27 protein-coding genes are annotated in these 16,612 nt (G+C 67.1%); all 27 read left to right on the plus strand.

Annotation, left to right across the window (positions count from 1 at the left end; translation table 11 throughout):
- The 27 genes from FBY40_RS04635 to rplO all read left to right on the plus strand — a co-directional run bounded on the left by FBY40_RS04635 (position 1) and on the right by rplO (position 16,573).
- Positions 1 to 543, plus strand: coding sequence for a hypothetical protein (locus tag FBY40_RS04635; protein WP_141936794.1), 543 nt, complete (start codon positions 1 to 3; stop codon positions 541 to 543).
- Positions 544 to 788: 245 nt separating this feature from the next.
- Positions 789 to 1,157, plus strand: coding sequence for a 30S ribosomal protein S12 (gene rpsL / locus FBY40_RS04640; protein WP_018171438.1), 369 nt, complete (start codon positions 789 to 791; stop codon positions 1,155 to 1,157).
- A 5-nt stretch (positions 1,158 to 1,162) separates the two neighbouring features.
- A complete protein-coding gene (rpsG, locus tag FBY40_RS04645) occupies positions 1,163 to 1,633 on the plus strand; it encodes a 30S ribosomal protein S7 (RefSeq protein WP_124291717.1) in 471 nt (156 codons plus the stop codon).
- Positions 1,634 to 1,706: 73 nt separating this feature from the next.
- Positions 1,707 to 3,821: an elongation factor G gene (gene fusA / locus FBY40_RS04650; RefSeq protein ID WP_141936796.1), complete on the plus strand. Its 2,115-nt coding sequence runs from the start codon at positions 1,707 to 1,709 to the stop codon at positions 3,819 to 3,821.
- Positions 3,822 to 3,947: 126 nt separating this feature from the next.
- Complete coding sequence (gene tuf / locus FBY40_RS04655; protein WP_124291715.1) at positions 3,948 to 5,141, plus strand: elongation factor Tu; 1,194 nt, start codon at positions 3,948 to 3,950, stop codon at positions 5,139 to 5,141.
- Positions 5,142 to 5,336: 195 nt separating this feature from the next.
- A complete protein-coding gene (locus FBY40_RS04660; RefSeq protein ID WP_141936798.1) occupies positions 5,337 to 5,552 on the plus strand; it encodes an Rv0909 family putative TA system antitoxin in 216 nt (71 codons plus the stop codon).
- A gap of 97 nt (positions 5,553 to 5,649) precedes the next feature.
- Positions 5,650 to 6,588: a hypothetical protein gene (locus tag FBY40_RS04665; RefSeq protein WP_141936800.1), complete on the plus strand. Its 939-nt coding sequence runs from the start codon at positions 5,650 to 5,652 to the stop codon at positions 6,586 to 6,588.
- A 467-nt stretch (positions 6,589 to 7,055) separates the two neighbouring features.
- Positions 7,056 to 7,364, plus strand: coding sequence for a 30S ribosomal protein S10 (gene rpsJ, locus FBY40_RS04670; protein ID WP_045246810.1), 309 nt, complete (start codon positions 7,056 to 7,058; stop codon positions 7,362 to 7,364).
- An 11-nt stretch (positions 7,365 to 7,375) separates the two neighbouring features.
- On the plus strand, positions 7,376 to 8,035 hold the full coding sequence (gene rplC / locus FBY40_RS04675) for a 50S ribosomal protein L3 (RefSeq protein ID WP_124291712.1): 660 nt from the start codon (positions 7,376 to 7,378) through the stop codon (positions 8,033 to 8,035).
- Positions 8,036 to 8,040: 5 nt separating this feature from the next.
- Positions 8,041 to 8,703 (plus strand): 50S ribosomal protein L4, encoded by a 663-nt coding sequence (gene rplD / locus FBY40_RS04680; RefSeq protein ID WP_124291711.1) that lies wholly within the window; start codon positions 8,041 to 8,043, stop codon positions 8,701 to 8,703.
- The gene (gene rplW / locus FBY40_RS04685) at positions 8,700 to 9,005 is read left to right on the plus strand and encodes a 50S ribosomal protein L23 (RefSeq protein ID WP_124291710.1); all 306 of its coding nucleotides are present in this window, start codon (positions 8,700 to 8,702) and stop codon (positions 9,003 to 9,005) included. Before rplD ends, rplW begins: the two co-directional genes overlap by 4 nt.
- A 22-nt stretch (positions 9,006 to 9,027) precedes the next feature.
- Entirely contained in the window at positions 9,028 to 9,867 is an 840-nt protein-coding gene (rplB, locus tag FBY40_RS04690; protein ID WP_124291709.1) for a 50S ribosomal protein L2, read from the plus strand.
- Between the two features lie 13 nt (positions 9,868 to 9,880).
- The gene (rpsS, locus tag FBY40_RS04695) at positions 9,881 to 10,162 is read left to right on the plus strand and encodes a 30S ribosomal protein S19 (RefSeq protein ID WP_124291708.1); all 282 of its coding nucleotides are present in this window, start codon (positions 9,881 to 9,883) and stop codon (positions 10,160 to 10,162) included.
- A gap of 23 nt (positions 10,163 to 10,185) precedes the next feature.
- On the plus strand, positions 10,186 to 10,584 hold the full coding sequence (gene rplV / locus FBY40_RS04700) for a 50S ribosomal protein L22 (protein ID WP_141936802.1): 399 nt from the start codon (positions 10,186 to 10,188) through the stop codon (positions 10,582 to 10,584).
- Positions 10,584 to 11,339 carry a 30S ribosomal protein S3 gene (gene rpsC, locus FBY40_RS04705; protein WP_124291706.1) on the plus strand — a complete coding sequence of 252 codons (756 nt, stop codon included), beginning with the start codon at positions 10,584 to 10,586 and terminating at the stop codon, positions 11,337 to 11,339. The genes rplV and rpsC overlap by 1 nt, the downstream gene beginning before the upstream one ends.
- Positions 11,339 to 11,758, plus strand: coding sequence for a 50S ribosomal protein L16 (gene rplP / locus FBY40_RS04710; RefSeq protein ID WP_124291705.1), 420 nt, complete (start codon positions 11,339 to 11,341; stop codon positions 11,756 to 11,758). Before rpsC ends, rplP begins: the two co-directional genes overlap by 1 nt.
- On the plus strand, positions 11,758 to 12,075 hold the full coding sequence (rpmC, locus tag FBY40_RS04715; RefSeq protein ID WP_124291704.1) for a 50S ribosomal protein L29: 318 nt from the start codon (positions 11,758 to 11,760) through the stop codon (positions 12,073 to 12,075). Before rplP ends, rpmC begins: the two co-directional genes overlap by 1 nt.
- On the plus strand, positions 12,075 to 12,410 hold the full coding sequence (rpsQ, locus tag FBY40_RS17650; protein WP_218869247.1) for a 30S ribosomal protein S17: 336 nt from the start codon (positions 12,075 to 12,077) through the stop codon (positions 12,408 to 12,410). The genes rpmC and rpsQ overlap by 1 nt, the downstream gene beginning before the upstream one ends.
- Positions 12,407 to 12,775 (plus strand): 50S ribosomal protein L14, encoded by a 369-nt coding sequence (gene rplN / locus FBY40_RS04725; RefSeq protein ID WP_124291703.1) that lies wholly within the window; start codon positions 12,407 to 12,409, stop codon positions 12,773 to 12,775. The genes rpsQ and rplN overlap by 4 nt, the downstream gene beginning before the upstream one ends.
- Positions 12,776 to 12,777: 2 nt before the next feature.
- Positions 12,778 to 13,137: a 50S ribosomal protein L24 gene (gene rplX / locus FBY40_RS04730; RefSeq protein WP_124291702.1), complete on the plus strand. Its 360-nt coding sequence runs from the start codon at positions 12,778 to 12,780 to the stop codon at positions 13,135 to 13,137.
- Positions 13,138 to 13,139: 2 nt separating this feature from the next.
- Positions 13,140 to 13,730: a 50S ribosomal protein L5 gene (gene rplE, locus FBY40_RS04735; protein ID WP_141936804.1), complete on the plus strand. Its 591-nt coding sequence runs from the start codon at positions 13,140 to 13,142 to the stop codon at positions 13,728 to 13,730.
- Between the two features lie 69 nt (positions 13,731 to 13,799).
- A complete protein-coding gene (rpsH, locus tag FBY40_RS04740) occupies positions 13,800 to 14,198 on the plus strand; it encodes a 30S ribosomal protein S8 (RefSeq protein ID WP_141936806.1) in 399 nt (132 codons plus the stop codon).
- 6 nt (positions 14,199 to 14,204) lie between these two features.
- Positions 14,205 to 14,741, plus strand: a complete 537-nt coding sequence (rplF, locus tag FBY40_RS04745) for a 50S ribosomal protein L6 (RefSeq protein WP_124291699.1) — start codon at positions 14,205 to 14,207, stop codon at positions 14,739 to 14,741.
- Between the two features lie 2 nt (positions 14,742 to 14,743).
- Positions 14,744 to 15,103, plus strand: a complete 360-nt coding sequence (gene rplR, locus FBY40_RS04750; protein WP_124291698.1) for a 50S ribosomal protein L18 — start codon at positions 14,744 to 14,746, stop codon at positions 15,101 to 15,103.
- Positions 15,100 to 15,792 (plus strand): 30S ribosomal protein S5, encoded by a 693-nt coding sequence (gene rpsE, locus FBY40_RS04755; RefSeq protein WP_372492499.1) that lies wholly within the window; start codon positions 15,100 to 15,102, stop codon positions 15,790 to 15,792. Before rplR ends, rpsE begins: the two co-directional genes overlap by 4 nt.
- Positions 15,792 to 15,977, plus strand: a complete 186-nt coding sequence (rpmD, locus tag FBY40_RS04760; protein ID WP_124291696.1) for a 50S ribosomal protein L30 — start codon at positions 15,792 to 15,794, stop codon at positions 15,975 to 15,977. The genes rpsE and rpmD overlap by 1 nt, the downstream gene beginning before the upstream one ends.
- The gene (gene rplO / locus FBY40_RS04765) at positions 15,977 to 16,573 is read left to right on the plus strand and encodes a 50S ribosomal protein L15 (RefSeq protein WP_124291695.1); all 597 of its coding nucleotides are present in this window, start codon (positions 15,977 to 15,979) and stop codon (positions 16,571 to 16,573) included. Before rpmD ends, rplO begins: the two co-directional genes overlap by 1 nt.
- Positions 16,574 to 16,612: the final 39 nt, after the last annotated feature.

Genomic DNA, 16,612 nt, shown 5'->3' on the forward strand with positions numbered 1-16,612 from the left:
ATGGCCGATCTTCCCGACGAACGGACGGCGCCCTCGAAGCGTCAGGCGCCCGGCGCATCGGAGCACGACCCCCAGGCCCCCGTCGAGCAGACGATGCTCTCGCGGCGTCAGGCCCCGGTCGAGACCACCGCCCCCTCCACCCGGCAGAGCCCCGCCGAGAAGACGGTGGTCTCCGGGCGCGCGCGCAGCCGCGGTGACGGTGTGGACGAATGGACGGTGCGCACCGCCGATGCGCGGTCGCCCGGTGTCATCCGTCCTGCCCCCGCCGCCGGCGGCGCGACGGATGGCGAGGGGTCGGCGCGGACGGCCCGACGGCCGGGTCCCGAGACCGACGTCTACGCCCGCCGTGTCGACACGGCGGCCCGCGTGCCGCGCACGGCCCCCGCCGCCCAACCGGCGCAGCCCGTCGTGGATGCCGCCCGCGCGGCGGCCGAGCGGCGGCGGCGGTCGCGGTGGCGGGCCGCGGTGGCGGTGATCGTCGCGGTCGTGGCGCTCGTGGCGGCCGTCGTGGCGATCGTCGCGCTCCTCGCCCTCCCGGTCTGAATTGCCCGGTCCCCGAAAGGGGCGTATCATTGAGCGGGTGTGCGCTCACGCGCGCCGTCCGCTGTGCCTCACGACAATCGAGTCCGGCGAGCGGCCGTCCCGGCGCCGCACAGGGATTGGTTCTGCGAACAGGCCACCCCCACGGCATATCCACCCTCGAAATCGCGTCAGGTCATTCTGCTGCGCCGGTGGATCTGTGGTGAAACCACGACGCTGTCACCGTGCAGCACTGACAAGGAGAGAACGTGCCAACCATTCAGCAGTTGGTTCGCAAGGGTCGCTCGCCCAAGGTCTCGAAGACCAAGGCGCCCGCCCTGAAGGCGAACCCGCAGCAGGCGGGCGTGTGCACCCGTGTGTACACCACCACCCCCAAGAAGCCGAACTCGGCGATGCGCAAGGTCGCCCGTGTGAAGCTGCGCAACGGGACCGAGGTCACCGCGTACATCCCCGGTGAGGGCCACAACCTGCAGGAGCACTCGCTGGTGCTCGTCCGCGGCGGCCGTGTGAAGGACCTCCCCGGTGTCCGCTACAAGATCGTCCGCGGCGCCCTGGACACCCAGGCCGTGAAGAACCGCAAGCAGGCCCGTAGCCGCTACGGCGCGAAGAAGGGTTGAGTTAGATGCCTCGTAAGGGACCCGCTCCTCGCCGCGTCGTCGTCAACGACCCGGTTTACGGTGCGCCGATCGTCACCCAGCTCGTCAACAAGATCCTCGTCGACGGCAAGAAGTCCATCGCCGAGTCGATCGTCTACAACGCCCTGCGCGGCGTCGAGGCCAAGAACGGCCAGGACGCCGTCGCGACCCTCAAGAAGGCGCTCGACAACGTCCGCCCCACCCTCGAGGTCAAGAGCCGCCGCGTCGGTGGTTCGACCTACCAGGTGCCGGTCGAGGTCAAGCCGCACCGCGCGAACACGCTCGCGCTGCGCTGGCTCGTCAGCTACGCCAAGGGCCGTCGTGAGAAGACCATGACCGAGCGCCTCCAGAACGAGATCCTGGATGCCTCGAACGGCCTGGGTGCCGCGGTCAAGCGCCGCGAGGACACCCACAAGATGGCCGAGTCGAACCGCGCCTTCGCGCACTACCGCTGGTAACCAGCATCCTCTCACCGGCCGGAGGCCACCCCTCCGGCCGGTGCAGCCCGACACAAGGTAAGGAAGACACCCCGTGGCACAAGAAGTGCTCACCGACCTCAAGAAGGTCCGCAACATCGGCATCATGGCGCACATCGATGCCGGCAAGACGACGACGACCGAGCGCATCCTCTTCTACACGGGCGTCAACCACAAGATCGGCGAGACCCACGACGGCGCTGCCACCACCGACTGGATGGAGCAGGAGCAGGAGCGTGGCATCACGATCACCTCTGCCGCGGTGACGTGCTTCTGGGAGAAGAACCAGATCAACATCATCGACACCCCCGGGCACGTCGACTTCACCGTCGAGGTGGAGCGCTCGCTCCGCGTGCTCGACGGTGCCGTCGCCGTCTTCGACGGCAAGGAGGGCGTCGAGCCCCAGTCCGAGACGGTGTGGCGTCAGGCCGACAAGTACGACGTCCCCCGCATCTGCTTCGTCAACAAGATGGACAAGCTCGGTGCCGACTTCTACTTCACGGTCGACACGATCGTCAACCGCCTGAAGGCGAAGCCCCTCGTGCTGCAGATCCCGATCGGCGCCGAGAACGACTTCGTCGGCGTCGTGGACCTCGTCTACATGCGTGCGCTGGTGTGGCCCGGTGACGCCAAGGGTGACGTGACCATGGGTGCGAAGTACGAGATCCAGGAGATCCCGGCCGACCTCGTGGACAAGGCCAACGAGTACCGCGAGAAGCTCATGGAGACGGTCGCCGAAAGCGACGAGGTGCTCCTGGAGAAGTACTTCGGCGGTGAGGAGCTCACCCACGAGGAGATCAAGGGCGCCATCCGCAAGATGACGATCGCCAGCGAGGTCTACCCCGTGCTGTGCGGCTCGGCGTTCAAGAACCGCGGCGTGCAGCCGATGCTCGACGCGGTCGTGGACTACCTTCCCTCGCCGCTGGACGTCCCCGCCATCGAGGCGAAGGACCCCAAGAACGAAGAGATCATCATCGAGCGTCACCCCGACCGCGATGAGCCCTTCACGGCGCTGGCGTTCAAGATCGTCACGCACCCGTTCTTCGGTCGCCTCACCTACATCCGCGTGTACTCGGGTCACCTCGACTCCGGCGCCCAGGTCGTCAACGCGACCAAGGGCAAGAAGGAGCGCATCGGGAAGATCTTCCAGATGCACGCCAACAAGGAGATGCCGGTCGACTCGGTCACCGCGGGGCACATCTACGCCGTCATCGGTCTGAAGGACACCACGACGGGCGACACGCTGTCCGACAGCAGCAACCAGGTGGTTCTGGAGTCGATGACCTTCCCCGAGCCGGTCATCGAGGTCGCCATCGAGCCCAAGACCAAGGCCGACCAGGAGAAGCTGGGTCTTGCGATCCAGAAGCTCGCCGAAGAGGACCCGACGTTCCGCGTGGAGCAGAACTCCGAGACCGGCCAGACCGTCATCCGCGGTATGGGCGAGCTGCACCTCGACATCCTCGTGGACCGCATGAAGCGCGAGTTCAAGGTCGAGGCGAACGTCGGAAAGCCCCAGGTGGCGTACCGCGAGACGATCCGCAAGACCGTCGAGCGTCACGACTACACCCACAAGAAGCAGACCGGTGGTTCGGGTCAGTTCGCGAAGATCCAGTTCGCGATTGAGCCGCTCGAGGTCACGGCCGACAAGACGTACGAGTTCGAGAACAAGGTCACCGGTGGCCGCATCCCGCGCGAGTACATCCCTTCGGTCGACGCCGGTTTCCAGGACGCGATGAACGTCGGCGTCCTGGCGGGCTACCCGATGGTCGGCGTGAAGGCGATCCTTCTCGACGGTGCGGCGCACGACGTCGACTCGTCGGAGATGGCGTTCAAGATCGCCGGGTCGATGGGCTTCAAGGAGGCCATCCGCAAGGCGAACCCCGTCATCCTCGAGCCGATCATGGCCGTCGAGGTGCGTACTCCCGAGGAGTACATGGGCGACGTCATCGGCGACCTGAACTCCCGTCGCGGGCAGATCCAGTCGATGGAGGATGCCGCCGGCGTCAAGGTGGTGCGTGCCAACGTGCCGCTGTCGGAGATGTTCGGCTACATCGGCGACCTGCGCTCGAAGACCTCGGGCCGTGCTGTGTACTCCATGGAGTTCGACAGCTACGCCGAGGTTCCGCGCAACGTCATGGACGAGATCGTCCAGAAGACCAAGGGCGAGTGACCCTCCGGGGCCACGCGCACACCAACCACCAGAAACCCTCTCTACTACACTGAGAGCCATCCCCGTAGACGACCGGTCGCAAACCAGTGCCCGGAACTTCTACACGACCGTCCTGAGGAGGACCCAGTGGCTAAGGCCAAGTTCGAGCGGACCAAGCCGCACGTGAACATCGGAACGATCGGTCACGTCGACCACGGCAAGACCACGCTCACCGCCGCGATCTCGAAGGTGCTCGCCGACAAGTACCCGTCGGCCACCAACGTGCAGCGCGACTTCGCGTCGATCGACTCGGCTCCCGAGGAGCGTCAGCGCGGCATCACGATCAACATCTCGCACGTCGAGTACGAGACCCCCAAGCGTCACTACGCTCACGTGGACGCCCCGGGTCACGCCGACTACATCAAGAACATGATCACCGGTGCCGCTCAGATGGACGGTGCGATCCTCGTGGTCGCCGCCACCGACGGCCCGATGGCTCAGACCCGTGAGCACGTTCTGCTCGCCAAGCAGGTCGGCGTGCCCTACCTGATGGTCGCGCTGAACAAGGCCGACATGGTCGACGACGAGGAGATCCTGGAGCTCGTCGAGCTCGAGGTCCGCGAGCTGCTGTCCAGCCAGGGCTTCCCCGGCGACGACGCTCCGGTCGTCCGCGTCTCGGGCCTGAAGGCTCTCGAGGGTGACGACAAGTGGGTCGAGTCGATCGTCGAGCTGATGGACGCCGCCGACGAGTCCATCCCCGACCCGGTGCGTGACAAGGACAAGCCGTTCCTCATGCCCATCGAGGACGTCTTCACCATCACCGGTCGTGGCACCGTCGTCACGGGCCGCGCCGAGCGTGGCACCCTCGCCATCAACTCCGAGGTCGAGATCGTCGGCATCCGCCCGACGCAGAAGACCACGGTCACGGGTATCGAGATGTTCCACAAGCAGCTCGACGAGGCGTGGGCCGGCGAGAACTGTGGTCTGCTCCTTCGTGGTCTCAAGCGCGACGACGTCGAGCGCGGCCAGGTCGTCGTGAAGCCCGGTTCGGTCACCCCGCACACCAACTTCGAGGGCACGGCGTACATCCTGTCCAAGGAGGAGGGCGGCCGTCACAACCCGTTCTTCACGAACTACCGTCCGCAGTTCTACTTCCGCACCACCGACGTCACCGGCGTCATCTCGCTGCCCGAGGGCACCGAGATGGTCATGCCCGGCGACACCACCGACATGACGGTCGAGCTGATCCAGCCGATCGCCATGGAGGAGGGCCTCGGCTTCGCGATCCGTGAGGGTGGCCGCACCGTCGGCGCCGGCACGGTGACCAAGATCCTCAAGTGATCTCCGCGCCCTAGGCGCACCCACGAAAGCCCCCCGGGTCCCCCGGGGGGCTTTCGCCATCCCCGCGAGGGTGCACTCCCTCCCCGCGAGGGTGCACTCGATCCCCGCGAGGGTGCACTCCCTTGCTGTGGGAGGGACTACCCGCGTCGACCGGAATACGGCCATGATGGGTCCAACGGCACAAAGGAGTCCTCCATGGGAATCGACGACCTCGTCAACCAGGGCAAGCAGTTCCTCGACCAGCACAAGGACAAGATCGACGACGCGCTCAAGAGCCAGCAGGCCGAGGACGCCAGCGACAAAGCGCTCGACGCGGCGGCGGAGTTCGTCAAGAAGGTCGCACCCGACTCCGTGGACCAGCACGTCGACAACGTCCGCGCGAACGTCGACAAGCACATCGGCAATCAGTAGGGCCTACGGCTTCTGCACAGACCGGGGTCTGCGGTTCGTCTCCACCGATCGGCGCCGGACCCGCCCGCCGGTCGTTTGTGTGAGTCACGCTCGACGCGTGACGACCACACCGTCCCCCGACATCCTTCGCAGCGGGCAGTTCCGCTCGGCGCCACACGGCTTCTCCCGGTTGCGCGCCGGCGCTCTGGTGCGCACCGAGGCCTGGGCCGGAGCCTTTGCTGACGAACGGCAGGTGCTGCGAGCCACGGCCGTCGCGGGGTCTGCGCGATCGGCCATTGTCTTCTCGCACGTGACGGCGGCGGCGCTGCACGGCCTACCGCTGAGTCGTCCGCACGATCGTGTGCATGTCATCCCCCGCGGGGAGAATCCGCCCAAAACGCGCGGCGACGTCGTCAGGCACAAGCTGGCCTTGCCCGATGAGGACATCGCCGAGATCGACGGGATGCTGGCGACGAGCCTGGATCGCACGGTCGCCGACGTGATCCGCATGCTGCCCGCGCAGGCTGCTCTCGCCGTGTTCGACGGAGCGTTGCGGCTGGTGGCGTGGGATGACACTCGGCGCGAGCTCGATCCGGCTGCGGCCGACGGCTTCCGCCGGCTCGTGCGACACCGGATCACCGCGGCCCGGGGCGGCCGGGGGGTTCGTGTGGCACGCACGATCACCGAGCTCGCCGACGGACGCGCCCAGCTGCCGGGCGAGAGCGAGAGCCGCTACCTGATGTGGGAGCTCGGGATGCCCGCTCCCGCCCTTCAGATGCCGGTCGAGACCTCACTCGGCCGCTTCTGGTTGGACTTCGCGTGGCCGGCGCTGCGACGATTCGGCGAGTTCGACGGCATGGTCAAGACGAGCGACCCGCGCTTCACCCGTGGCCGGTCAGGGTCGGAGGTCGTGGCGGATCAGCGCGAACGTTTCGGCGCGATCGAGGCGGCGACGGGATGGACCGGCATGCACTGGGGGTGGCCGGAGAGAGCGGATGCGACGACGCTGTGGGCCTCGCTGCTCGGCCAGGGATGGTCGCCCCGCGCCCGCATGTGAAACGCGCACCCTGACGGGTTGGGAGTGCACCCTGACGGGTTGGGAGTGCACCCTCGCGGGGTGGGAGTGCACCCTCGCGGGGTGGGGGGACCGCGGGCGCGACACGCCCGAGTTTGCGACACGCCCGGGCGACACGTAGACTGTTCCAGTTCCACATTCCGGCGCGCTTCGGCGTGCGACGGATCACTGCCAGGGCAGTGCATAGGCGGCGCGCAAGCGCCACAGGCCTAGGCCGCGGGCAGCAGAACAGCACACATCCTTCCCCATCCGGCTCGAGAGCCGCGCGTTCGCGTGCCGACGGGATAGGGATGCCGGGTGCCGCGCGTGCCCGGATTGACAGAAGAACAGCGGTGCAGCACGCACTGCGCAAGCGGTGCGAAAGTGCCACGGCGCGTCAGCGCCACCGTGCGTCCAATGCCCCCGGGCCCTCCGGGACGGTACGACGCGGAAAGAGAGTGAGCAGACACATGGCGGGACAGAAGATCCGCATCCGACTGAAGTCGTACGACCACGCCGGTCTCGACTCGTCGGCGCGCAAGATCGTCGACACCGTGACCCGTGCCGGCGCAACGGTCGTGGGCCCCGTGCCCCTCCCCACGGAGAAGAACGTCGTCGTCGTCATCCGGTCGCCCCACAAGTACAAGGACAGCCGCGAGCACTTCGAGATGCGCACCCACAAGCGTCTGATCGACATCATCGATCCCACGCCCAAGGCCGTCGACTCGCTGATGCGCCTTGACCTGCCGGCCGACGTCAACATCGAGATCAAGCTCTGAGGTTCGTCGACATGGCACACATCAACGAAAAAGTCTCCAAGGCTCTGCTGGGCACCAAGCTCGGCATGACCCAGGTCTGGGATGAGAACGGCAAGCTCGTTCCCGTCACCGTCATCGAGGTGACCCCCAACGTGGTCACCCAGATCCGCACCGCGGAGAAGGACGGCTACTCCGCCGTCCAGATCGCCGCCGGCGCCATCGACCCCCGCAAGGTGAACAAGCCCCTGACGGCCCACTTCGAGGCCGCGGGCGTCACCCCCCGCCGTCACCTCACCGAGGTGCGCACCGCTGACGCCGCTGACTACTCACTCGGTCAGGAGCTCACGGTGGACGGCGTTTTCGAGGCCGGCCAGCTGGTCGACGTCGTCGGCACCAGCAAGGGCAAGGGCACCGCGGGTGTGATGAAGCGTCACAACTTCGCCGGTGTCTCGGCTTCGCACGGTGCCCACCGCAACCACCGCAAGCCCGGTTCGATCGGCGCATCGTCGACCCCGAGCCGCGTCTTCAAGGGCATGCGCATGGCCGGCCGTATGGGCGGCGAGCGCGTGACCGTTCTCAACCTCACGGTGCACGCCGTGGACGCCGAGAAGGGTCTGCTGCTCGTCAAGGGCGCCGTCCCCGGTGCCCGTGGCCGTACCGTCTACGTCCGCAACGCAGTGAAGGGTGCCTGATCGACATGGCTGACTCCACTCTCGCGCTCGACGTCCTCAAGGCCGACGGCAAGAAGGCCGGCTCTGTCGAGCTGCCCGCCGCGCTCTTCGACGTCAAGACGAACATCCCGCTGATCCACCAGGTCGTCGTCGCCCAGCGCGCCGCCGCCCGCCAGGGGACGCACGCCACCAAGACCCGCGGCGACGTCTCGGGTTCGGGTCGCAAGCCCTTCAAGCAGAAGGGCACGGGTAACGCCCGTCAGGGTTCGGTCCGGATGCCGCAGCACCGCGGCGGTGGCACCGTCCACGGTCCGCAGCCCCGCGACTACTCGCAGCGCACCCCCAAGAAGATGATCGCCGCGGCGCTCCTCGGCGCCCTGAGCGACCGTGCCCGTGGTGAGCGCCTCCACATCGTCGAGTCCCTCGGCGTGACCGATGCGCCCTCGACCAAGGCCGCGGCATCCGTGCTCACCGCACTCGGCGCCGTCAAGAACGTCCTGGTCGTGGTGGAGCGCACCGACGAGGTCAGCGTCATGAGCGTGCGCAACCTCGCGTACGTCCACGTGCTGTCCTTCGACCAGCTCAACGCCTACGACGTGCTCGTCTCCGACGACATCGTCTTCACCAAGGCCGCGTACGACGCCTTCGTGTCGGCTCGCACGGCCACCACCCAGGAGGTCTCGGCATGAGCAACATCGCCGTCAACAAGGACCCGCGCGACATCATCCTGAAGCCGGTCGTGTCCGAGAAGAGCTACGGGCTCATCGACGAGGGCAAGTACACCTTCCTCGTCGACCCGCGCGCGACCAAGACCGAGATCAAGCTCGCGATCGAGAAGATCTTCGGCGTCAAGGTGGCCTCGGTCAACACGCTGAACCGCACGGGCAAGGCCCGTCGCACCCGCTTCGGCATGGGAAAGCGCAAGGACACCAAGCGCGCCATCGTGACCCTGAAGTCGGGCACCATCGACATCTTCACCGCGGTCGGCTGACCGGCGGGATAAGGACGAGAACATGGCTATTCGCAAGTACAAGCCCACGACCCCCGGTCGCCGCGGCTCGTCGGTGGCGGACTTCGCCGAGATCACCCGATCGACGCCCGAGAAGTCCCTCCTCCGTCCGCTGGCTAAGACCGGCGGCCGCAACAACCAGGGCCGCATCACGACCCGTCACATCGGTGGTGGCCACAAGCGCCAGTACCGCGTCATCGACTTCCGTCGTGACGACAAGGACGGCGTGAATGCCAAGGTCGCCCACATCGAGTACGACCCCAACCGCACCGCGCGCATCGCGCTGCTGCACTACGTCGACGGCGAGAAGCGCTACATCCTCGCGCCGAACAAGCTGGCGCAGGGCGACGTGGTCGAGTCGGGTCCGTCGGCTGACATCAAGCCGGGCAACAACCTGCCGCTGCGCAACATCCCCACGGGTACCGTCATCCACGCCATCGAGCTCCGCCCCGGCGGCGGCGCGAAGATGGCCCGCTCCGCAGGTGCCGCCGTGCGCCTCGTCGCGAAGGACGGCCCGTACGCCCAGCTGCGTCTGCCCTCGGGTGAGATCCGCAACGTCGACGTGCGCTGCCGCGCGACGATCGGCGAGGTCGGCAACGCCGAGCAGTCCAATATCAACTGGGGCAAGGCCGGCCGCAAGCGCTGGAAGGGCGTCCGCCCGACCGTGCGTGGTGTCGCCATGAACCCGGTCGACCACCCGCACGGTGGTGGTGAGGGCAAGACCTCGGGTGGCCGCCACCCGGTGTCGCCGTGGGGTCAGGCCGAGGGCCGCACCCGCCACGCCAACAAGGAGAGCGACAAGCTCATCGTCCGCCGTCGCAACGCCGGCAAGAAGCGCAAGTAGGTAGGAACTTCAGATGCCACGCAGTCTTAAGAAGGGCCCCTTCGTCGACGAGCACCTGCTTCGCAAGGTTGTTTCGCAGAACGAGGCGGGAACCAAGAACGTCATCAAGACGTGGTCACGTCGCTCGATGATCGTGCCGGCCATGCTCGGCCACACGATCGCCGTGCACGACGGCCGCAAGCACATCCCGGTCTTCGTCACCGAGACGATGGTCGGCCACAAGCTGGGCGAGTTCGCGCCCACCCGCACCTTCCGCGGTCACGAGAAGGACGACAAGAAGGGCCGCCGCCGCTGACGCGGGGGCGCAAGGAGAGAGAAATGGTGGAGTCCATCGCACGCGTGCGACACATCCGCGTGACCCCTCAGAAGGCTCGTCGTGTCGTCGCTCTCATCAAGGGCAAGCAGGCTCAGGAGGCCCTGGCCATCCTGAAGTTCGCTCAGCAGGGCGCCAGTGAGCCCATCTACAAGCTCGTCGAGTCGGCCATCGCGAATGCTCGCGTCAAGGCCGACAAGGCGAACGAGTACCTCGACGACGCCGACCTGTACGTGAAGAACGCGTACGTGGACGAGGGCACGACGCTCAAGCGTTTCCAGCCCCGTGCCCAGGGTCGCGCGTTCCAGATCAAGAAGCGCACCAGCCACATCACCGTCGTGCTGTCGACCCCCGAGGTCGCCGAGACGGCTCCGGCTGCCACGAGCAAGAAGGCGAGCAAGTAATGGGACAGAAGGTCAACCCGTACGGCTTCCGCCTCGGCATCACCACCGACCACGTGTCGCGGTGGTTCTCCGACTCGACGAAGCCGGGTCAGCGCTACGCCGACTACGTGGCCGAGGACATCAAGATCCGTCAGCTGCTGCAGAAGCAGCTCGACCGCGCCGGTGTCAGCAACATCGAGATCGAGCGCACCCGTGACCGCGTCCGTGTCGACATCCACACCGCCCGCCCGGGCATCGTGATCGGTCGTCGCGGCGCCGAGGCCGAGCGCATCCGCGCCGACCTCGAGAAGCTCACCGGCAAGCAGATCCAGCTGAACATCCTCGAGGTGAAGAACCCCGAGGCCGACGCTCAGCTGGTCGCCCAGGGCATCGCCGAGCAGCTCTCGGCTCGCGTGGCGTTCCGCCGCGCGATGCGCAAGGGTCTGCAGGGCGCGCAGCGCGCCGGCGCAAAGGGCGTCCGCATCCAGGTCTCCGGCCGCCTCGGCGGCGCCGAGATGAGCCGTTCGGAGTTCTACCGCGAAGGCCGTGTGCCCCTGCACACGCTCCGCGCGAACATCGACTACGGCTTCTACGAGGCCAAGACCACCTTCGGCCGCATCGGCGTGAAGGTCTGGATCTACAAGGGCGACCTCACCAACAAGGAACTCGCACGCGAGCAGGCCAACGCGCCGAAGTCGCGCGGTCGTGACGACCGCGGCGACCGCCGCCGTGGCCCCCGCAGCGAGGCCCCCGTCGCAGAAGGAGCGTCGGCGTAATGCTCATTCCCCGCAAGGTCAAGTACCGCAAGCAGCACCACCCGGGTCGCTCGGGCCAGGCCACCGGCGGCACGAAGGTCTCCTTCGGCGAGTTCGGCATCCAGGCCCTCACCCCCGCGTACGTGACGAACCGTCAGATCGAGTCCGCTCGTATCGCGATGACGCGTCACATCAAGCGTGGCGGCAAGGTGTGGATCAACATCTACCCCGACCGACCGCTCACCAAGAAGCCCGCCGAAACCCGCATGGGTTCCGGTAAGGGTTCGCCGGAGTGGTGGGTCGCCAACGTCAAGCCGGGCCGGGTCCTCTTCGAGGTCTCGGGCGTGAACGAGCAGCTCGCTCGTGAGGCGCTGACCCGTGCCATCCACAAGCTGCCCCTGAAGGCACGCATCATCAAGCGCGAGGAGGGCGACGCGTAATGGCGATCGGCACCAAGACGCTCGCACCGAGCGAGCTCGACACGTTCGAAGACCAGCGCCTGGTCGAGGAGCTGCGCAAGGCCAAGGAAGAGCTGTTCAACCTGCGCTTCCAGTCGGCCACCGGCCAGCTCGAGAGCCACGGCCGCATCCGCGCCGTCAAGCGCGACATCGCGCGGCTGTACACCGTGATCCGCGAGCGCGAGCTGGGCATTCGTGCCACGCCCGCGCCGGTGGAGACCGCGACGAAGACCAAGAAGACGAAGGCCAAGAAGGCGGATGCCGCTGACTCGGCCGCGAAGGAAGAGGGGGCTGAGTGATGGCCACCGCGAAGAAGGCCGACGCCGCCACGGAGCAGGTCAAGGGCCACGAGAGCGCCGAGCACGATGTGCGCGACGCCGATGCCCGCGGGTACCGCAAGGCCCGCCGCGGCTACGTCGTCAGCGACAAGATGGACAAGACCATCGTCGTCGAGGTCGAGGACCGCGTGAAGCACCCGCTGTACGGCAAGGTCATCCGCCGCACGTCCAAGGTGAAGGCGCACGATGAGGGCAACACGGCCGGCATCGGTGACCTGGTCGTCATCAACGAGACCCGCCCGCTCAGCGCGACCAAGCGCTGGCGTCTGGTCGAGATCGTGGAGAAGGCCAAGTGATCCAGAACGAATCCCGGCTGAAGGTCGCCGACAACACCGGCGCCAAGGAGCTGCTCACCATCCGCGTGCTCGGCGGCTCCAACCGTCGGTACGCCGGCGTGGGTGACGTGATCGTCGCCACCGTCAAGGACGCCATCCCCGGCGGCAACGTCAAGAAGGGTGACGTCGTCAAGGCGGTCGTCGTCCGGACGGTCAAGCAGACCCGACGTGCCGACGGCTCATACATCAAGTTCGACGAGAACGCCGCCGTCATCCTGAAGAGCGACGGGGAGCCCCGCGGCACCCGCATCTTCGGGCCGGTCGGCCGTGAGCTGCGCGACAAGCGGTTCATGAAGATCGTCTCGCTCGCCCCGGAGGTCATCTGATCATGGCGAAGATCAAGAAGGGCGACCTGGTTCAGGTCATCTCGGGCGCCAAGCCCGAGCGCGGCGGAGACCGCGGTAAGCAGGGCAAGGTCCTCGAGGTCCTTCCCGAGCAGAACCGCGTGATCGTCGAAGGCGTGAACTTCGTCACCAAGCACAACCGCGTGGGCCAGTCCCAGCGCGGCACCAAGACGGGCGGCATCGAAACGATGGAAGCCCCGATCCACATCTCCAACGTCTCCCTGGTCGACCCCCAGACGAAGAAGCCGACCCGCGTCGGTCACCGCGTCGAGGAGCAGGTCAAGGACGGCGTGAAGCGCACCGTCCGCGTGCGCTACGCGAAGAAGTCAGGCAAGGACCTCTGAATATGAGCAGCGCAACTGCCGTCGAGGCTGGCAAAATCCAGCCCCGCCTGAAGCAGAAGTACAAGTCCGAGATCCAGAAGAAGCTGCAGGAAGAGTTCGGCTACGCCAACGTCATGCAGATTCCGGGCCTCGTGAAGGTCGTGGTCAACACCGGTGTCGGCGAGGCAGCTCGCGACAGCAAGGTGATCGATGGCGCGGTCGACGACCTCACCAAGATCACCGGTCAGAAGCCGGTCGTGACCAAGGCCCGCAAGTCCATCGCGCAGTTCAAGCTGCGTGAGGGCCAGGCCATCGGCGCGCACGTCACCCTGCGGGGCGACCGCGCGTGGGAGTTCCTGGACCGCCTGATCAACCTGGCCCTGCCCCGCATCCGCGACTTCCGCGGACTGTCGGGCAAGCAGTTCGACGGCAACGGCAACTACACCTTCGGTCTGCAGGAGCAGTCGGTCTTCCACGAGATCAACCAGGACAAGATCGACCGCGTCCGCGGGTTCGACATCACGATCGTGACGTCGGCGAAGACGGATGACGAGGGCCGCGCGCTCCTGCGCCACCTCGGCTTCCCCTTCCGCGCCGAGGGTGCACAGCAGTAACACCTGACCATGGAAGGTCGTCAGTCGTGTAACGGCTGCCGATACCTCATGAACGAAAGAAGCTAACAAATGACGATGACAGACCCGGTCGCTGACATGCTGACCCGTCTGCGCAACGCGAACTCGGCGCACCACGACTCCGTGTCGCTGCCGAGCTCGAAGCTCAAGACCCACATCGCCGACATCCTCAAGCAGGAGGGCTACATCTCCGACTGGGCCGTCGAGGACGCCCGCATCGGCCAGACGCTGACCCTGACGCTGAAGTACGGCCCGAACCGCGAGCGGTCCATCGCCGGCATCAAGCGCGTGTCCAAGCCGGGCCTGCGCGTCTACGCCAAGTCCACCGAGATCCCCACGGTCCTCGGCGGTCTGGGCGTTGCCATCCTGTCCACCTCCTCCGGTCTTCTCACCGACCGTCAGGCCGAGCAGAAGGGCGTGGGTGGGGAAGTCCTCGCCTACGTGTGGTGATCTGACATGTCGCGCATCGGACGTCTCCCGATCGACATCCCCTCCGGCGTCACCATCACGGTGACCGGACAGGACGTCGCGGTCAAGGGCCCCAAGGGCGAGCTCGCGCTCACCGTGGCCCGTCCCATCGAAGTCAAGGTCGAGGACAACCAGGTGATCGTCACCCGTCCCGACGACGAGCGCGAGTCGCGGTCGCTCCACGGCCTGACCCGCACGCTCATCAACAACAACATCATCGGCGTCACCCAGGGCTACACCAAGGGCCTCGAGGTCGTCGGCACCGGTTACCGCGTCGCGCAGAAGGGCAGCTCGATCGAGTTCGCGCTCGGCTTCTCGCACCCGGTGCTCGTCGAGCCCCCCGCGGGCATCACGCTCACGGTCGAGGGCAACAACAAGGTCACCGTGAGCGGCATCGACAAGCAGGCCGTCGGCGAGGTGGCTGCGAACATCCGCAAGATCCGCAAGCCCGAGCCGTACAAGGGCAAGGGTGTGCGCTACGCCGGCGAGGTCGTTCGGCGCAAGGCCGGAAAGGCTGGTAAGTAACCATGGCTGTGAAGACGAAGTCCGACGCGCGTTCGCGCCGTCACGCCCGCCTTCGCAAGAAGGTCGTCGGCACCTCCGAGCGTCCCCGCCTGGTCGTCACCCGTTCGGCACGCCACGTGTTCGTCCAGGTCGTCGACGACAGCAAGGGCCACACCGTGGCATCCGCATCGACGCTCGAAACCGACCTGCGCGGGTTCGACGGCGACAAGACCGCCAAGGCCCGCAAGGTCGGCGAGCTGGTCGCTGAGCGCGCGAAGGCCGCCGGCGTCTCCGACGTGGTGTTCGACCGCGGCGGCAACCGATACGCAGGTCGTGTCGCGGCCATCGCCGACGGCGCCCGCGAAGGGGGGCTCAACCTGTGAGTGACAACAAGGAGAACAACGTGACCGCAGAGGCCGCTGCCGAGGCTCCGGCCGAGGCCGCCACCGCTACCGCTCCTGCCGAGCGTGAGCGCGAGCCGCGCCGCGGTGGACGTGAGCGCAACCCCAACCGCGACCGTGGGTCGCGCGACCGCAGCGAGAGCCAGTTCCTCGAGCGCGTCGTGACGATCAACCGCGTGTCGAAGGTCGTCAAGGGTGGTCGTCGCTTCAGCTTCACCGCGCTCGTCGTCGTCGGCGACGGCAACGGGCTCGTGGGCGTCGGCTACGGCAAGGCCCGAGAGGTGCCGCTGGCGATCTCGAAGGGCGTCGAAGAGGCCAAGCGGAACTTCTTCCGCGTGCCCCGCGTCGCCTCGACCATCCCGCACCCCGTCCAGGGTGAGGCTGCCGCCGGTGTGGTGCTCCTGCGTCCCGCCGCCGCCGGTACCGGTGTGATCGCGGGCGGCCCGGTGCGTGCCGTCCTCGAGTGCGCGGGTATCCACGACGTGCTGTCGAAGTCGCTCGGGTCGTCGAACACGATCAACATCGTCCACGCGACCGTCGAGGCGCTGAAGCAGCTGGAGGAGCCCCGTCACGTCGCCGCGCGCCGTGGACTGGACTTCGACCAGGTCGCTCCCGCCCGTCTGGTCCGCGCCGAGGCCGAGGCCGCGGCAGCAGCGAAGGTAGGTGCCTGATGGCTGCGCGTCTGAAGGTGACGCAGATCAAGTCCAAGGTGAGCGAGAAGCAGAATCAGCGCGACACCCTCCGGAGCCTGGGTCTCAAGCGGATCGGCGACACCGTCGTCCGTCCCGATGACGCCCAGACCCGCGGGTACGTGCGCACTGTCGCCCACCTCGTGAAGGTTGAGGAGATCGACTGATGGCGGAGAAGAAGGAAGAGACGGCCGAGGCCGTCGAGTCCGCGCCGAAGAAGACCACGGCGCGCAAGACTGCGCCCAAGAAGGAGACCGCTGCGAAGAGCGCACCGAAGAAGGATGCCCCGGCTTCGCGCCCGGGCGTGCTCAAGGTGCACCACCTCCGCCCGGTCCCCGGTGCTCACACCGCCAAGACCCGCGTGGGTCGCGGTGAGGGTTCGAAGGGTAAGACGGCCGGTCGCGGTACCAAGGGAACCAAGGCCCGCTACCAGGTCAAGGTCGGCTTCGAGGGTGGGCAGATGCCCCTCCACATGCGTACGCCGAAGCTGCGCGGGTTCAAGAACCCGTTCCGCGTCGAGTACCAGGTGGTCAACCTCGACAAGCTCGCCGAGCTGTACCCGCAGGGCGGCGACGTGACCATCGGCGATTTGGTCGCCAAGGGCGCGGTGCGCAAGAACGAGAAGGTCAAGGTGCTCGGCACCGGCGACATCTCGGTCGCGCTCAACGTCTCGGTCGACAAGGTGTCGGGCTCGGCTGAGCAGAAGATCGTCGCCGCGGGCGGCTCGGTCTCCGCCGGCGAGTCGGCGGGCACCGCCCAGTAAGGCCTGCAGGAGGGGTCGGAGTTCGCTCCGGCCCCTCCT

It is taken from the genome of Microbacterium sp. SLBN-154 (assembly GCF_006715565.1).
In the GTDB taxonomy this organism is placed as follows: Bacteria; Actinomycetota; Actinomycetes; order Actinomycetales; family Microbacteriaceae; genus Microbacterium.

Excerpts from the sequence above, each read along its gene's own strand:
- FBY40_RS04635 (WP_141936794.1), top strand. The coding sequence starts at position 1 with ATGGCCGATCTTCCCGACGAACGGACGGCGCCCTCGAAGCGTCAGGCG.
- rpsG (WP_124291717.1), top strand. The coding sequence starts at position 1,163 with ATGCCTCGTAAGGGACCCGCTCCTCGCCGCGTCGTCGTCAACGACCCG.
- FBY40_RS04660 (WP_141936798.1), top strand. The coding sequence starts at position 5,337 with ATGGGAATCGACGACCTCGTCAACCAGGGCAAGCAGTTCCTCGACCAG.
- rpsJ (WP_045246810.1), top strand. The coding sequence starts at position 7,056 with ATGGCGGGACAGAAGATCCGCATCCGACTGAAGTCGTACGACCACGCC.
- rplC (WP_124291712.1), top strand. The coding sequence starts at position 7,376 with ATGGCACACATCAACGAAAAAGTCTCCAAGGCTCTGCTGGGCACCAAG.
- rplD (WP_124291711.1), top strand. The coding sequence starts at position 8,041 with ATGGCTGACTCCACTCTCGCGCTCGACGTCCTCAAGGCCGACGGCAAG.
- rplW (WP_124291710.1), top strand. The coding sequence starts at position 8,700 with ATGAGCAACATCGCCGTCAACAAGGACCCGCGCGACATCATCCTGAAG.
- rplB (WP_124291709.1), top strand. The coding sequence starts at position 9,028 with ATGGCTATTCGCAAGTACAAGCCCACGACCCCCGGTCGCCGCGGCTCG.
- rpsS (WP_124291708.1), top strand. The coding sequence starts at position 9,881 with ATGCCACGCAGTCTTAAGAAGGGCCCCTTCGTCGACGAGCACCTGCTT.
- rplV (WP_141936802.1), top strand. The coding sequence starts at position 10,186 with ATGGTGGAGTCCATCGCACGCGTGCGACACATCCGCGTGACCCCTCAG.
- rpsC (WP_124291706.1), top strand. The coding sequence starts at position 10,584 with ATGGGACAGAAGGTCAACCCGTACGGCTTCCGCCTCGGCATCACCACC.
- rplP (WP_124291705.1), top strand. The coding sequence starts at position 11,339 with ATGCTCATTCCCCGCAAGGTCAAGTACCGCAAGCAGCACCACCCGGGT.
- rpmC (WP_124291704.1), top strand. The coding sequence starts at position 11,758 with ATGGCGATCGGCACCAAGACGCTCGCACCGAGCGAGCTCGACACGTTC.
- rpsQ (WP_218869247.1), top strand. The coding sequence starts at position 12,075 with ATGGCCACCGCGAAGAAGGCCGACGCCGCCACGGAGCAGGTCAAGGGC.
- rplX (WP_124291702.1), top strand. The coding sequence starts at position 12,778 with ATGGCGAAGATCAAGAAGGGCGACCTGGTTCAGGTCATCTCGGGCGCC.
- rplE (WP_141936804.1), top strand. The coding sequence starts at position 13,140 with ATGAGCAGCGCAACTGCCGTCGAGGCTGGCAAAATCCAGCCCCGCCTG.
- rpsH (WP_141936806.1), top strand. The coding sequence starts at position 13,800 with ATGACGATGACAGACCCGGTCGCTGACATGCTGACCCGTCTGCGCAAC.
- rplF (WP_124291699.1), top strand. The coding sequence starts at position 14,205 with ATGTCGCGCATCGGACGTCTCCCGATCGACATCCCCTCCGGCGTCACC.
- rplR (WP_124291698.1), top strand. The coding sequence starts at position 14,744 with ATGGCTGTGAAGACGAAGTCCGACGCGCGTTCGCGCCGTCACGCCCGC.
- rpmD (WP_124291696.1), top strand. The coding sequence starts at position 15,792 with ATGGCTGCGCGTCTGAAGGTGACGCAGATCAAGTCCAAGGTGAGCGAG.
- rplO (WP_124291695.1), top strand. The coding sequence starts at position 15,977 with ATGGCGGAGAAGAAGGAAGAGACGGCCGAGGCCGTCGAGTCCGCGCCG.